This is a genomic window from Streptomyces sp., from assembly GCF_036566765.1.
GTDB lineage: Bacteria > Actinomycetota > Actinomycetes > Streptomycetales > Streptomycetaceae > Streptomyces.
In genome coordinates, this window is record NZ_DATCVQ010000306.1 from 1 (window position 1) to 1,884 (window position 1,884).

A 1,884-nucleotide genomic window follows, 5' to 3' on the forward strand; every position below is an offset into this window, starting at 1 on the left:
GCCGCGTGGTGATCCTCGCGCCCGCCTCGCTGGACGCGATGGGGCGGCTGCTCGGGGCGCCGGCGGCCGGGTACCGGGGGATCGCGGCGGTCACGACCGGCGAGACCGGCGGCGGGCCGGACGCGCCCGCGGACCGGGTGATCGTGAACCCGGACGCGTACGGGGTGTTGGGCACGTTCGGCCGGCAGGTCGTGCTGACCCACGAGACGACCCATGTGGCGACCCGCGCGCACACCTCGGCGTCCACCCCGATGTGGCTCTCGGAGGGCTTCGCGGACTGGGCCGCGTACCGGGACGGCGGCCGCACCGCCGCCCAGACGGCCCCGGAGCTGCACCGCGCGGTCCAGGCGGGCGTCTTCTCCGGCCGTCTGCCGGACGACGACGCCTTCGCGTTCGCGGGCGACGCGGACGCCCTGGCCCGCGCGTACGAGTCGGGCTGGCTGGCCTGCGAGCTGATCGCGCAGACCTGGGGCGAGCAGCGGCTGGCCGACTTCTACGCGGCCGTCGCCGCCCACCCGGGCCGCGACGGCGCGGTGGAGAAGGCCCTCCACGACGTCCTGTCCACCACCCCCGAGGACTTCACCGCCCGCTGGCGCGCGCATGTGACGGAGCGCCTGGGCTGAGGGCGGCCGCTCGGCCTGGCTGAGCGCTCAGGCCTCCAGCGCGGCCAGTGTCTCCCGGAGCCAGGCCTTCTCCGCCGTGCCGGTGGCGCGGGCGACGCGGAGCATGCCGGCGCGGAAGACGTCCGGCTCCTCCTCCGCGCGGACCGGGGCGCCGTCCCGGTAGAAGAAGCTGGCCGGGGTCTCGAGGAAGTCCAGTCGGCGGCGCAGTACCGCGGCCTGTTCGGCGGGGGAGTCGAGCCGGCCGAGGAAGGCGAGGACGGTGTTGAACCGCTGGCCGTCGGTGATGTCCGCGTCCTTCGGCTCGCTCAGCCGGGCGCGCAGCTCGGCCCGGCCCGCCTCCGTCAGCGACAGCGTCCGGCGCGCGGCCCCGCCGCTGCCCGGCTCGGTACGGCTCTGCAGCAGGCCGGCCTTCACCATGCGGGTGATCGCCGGGTAGAGCGCGCCGTCGCTGACCGGCCGGATGTGGCCGTTGAGGCCGTGGATGCGCTCCTTGAGCTCGTAGCCGTGCAGGGGGCCGTCGTGCAGGAAGCCCAGGATCGTCAGCTCCAGCAATCCGCTCTCCTCTCGCGCTTGTCGCGTTCCCGGCCGCCATGGTACCTCTGGTCGAGGTACCTCGAATCGAGGTACCGAGAGGTGAGGGGGAATCATGGAGCACCGCAGGCGACTCGTCGCGCTCGCGTACCCGGTCTACTTCGAGCTGTTGGCGTCCGTCGCGGCCGGGATCATCAACATGGTCTGGGTGGCCCGGCTCGGCCCGGCCGCGGTCGCCGCGGTCGCCGTCGCCACCAACGTCGAGAACGTGCTGCTCGGCGTGGCCCTCATGGCCGGCTCCGGCACCACCGTCCTCGTCGCCCGCGCCCGCGGCGCGGACGACCGCGCGGCCGTGCGGGCCGCCGTACGGGGCGGGGCCGGGCTCTGCGCGCTGCTGATCCCGCCGGTCGCCCTCGGCGGCTTCCTGCTGCGCGAGCCGTTGGCCGGCTTCCTCCTCGGCGACGCGGGCGCGTCCGGGCTCGCCGCCGGCTACCTCGCGATCTCCCTGCCCGGCATGGCCGTCTTCTTCGCCGGGAACGTCGTCGACGGCATCCTCAAGGGCGCCGGCGACACCCGTACGCCGATGCGCCTGGCGTTCCTGTCCAACGGCCTGATCCTGGTCCTCGACCCGCTGCTCATCGGCGCGCACGGGATCGCGGGCGCGGCCCTCGCCACCGTGATCGGCCGCACCGCCGCGCTCGCCGCCGGGCTGCTCGTACTGCGCCGCAAC

Annotated in this window: 2 protein-coding genes and 1 pseudogene; 2 read left to right on the forward strand and 1 reads right to left on the reverse strand. The window is 75.2% G+C overall.

Annotation, left to right across the window (positions count from 1 at the left end):
- A pseudogene (locus VIU94_RS17545) lies at positions 1 to 623 on the forward strand (hypothetical protein); the annotation flags it as partial.
- A gap of 27 nt (positions 624 to 650) precedes the next feature.
- Here the strand turns inward: VIU94_RS17545 and VIU94_RS17550 are convergent.
- Complete coding sequence (locus VIU94_RS17550) at positions 651 to 1,175, reverse strand: PadR family transcriptional regulator (protein WP_331912547.1); 525 nt, start codon at positions 1,173 to 1,175, stop codon at positions 651 to 653.
- Positions 1,176 to 1,269: 94 nt separating this feature from the next.
- On the opposite strand from VIU94_RS17550, the gene VIU94_RS17555 reads away from it, so the two are divergent.
- On the forward strand, positions 1,270 to 1,884 hold a 615-nt coding region (locus tag VIU94_RS17555; RefSeq protein ID WP_331912549.1), incomplete at its 3' end, for an MATE family efflux transporter.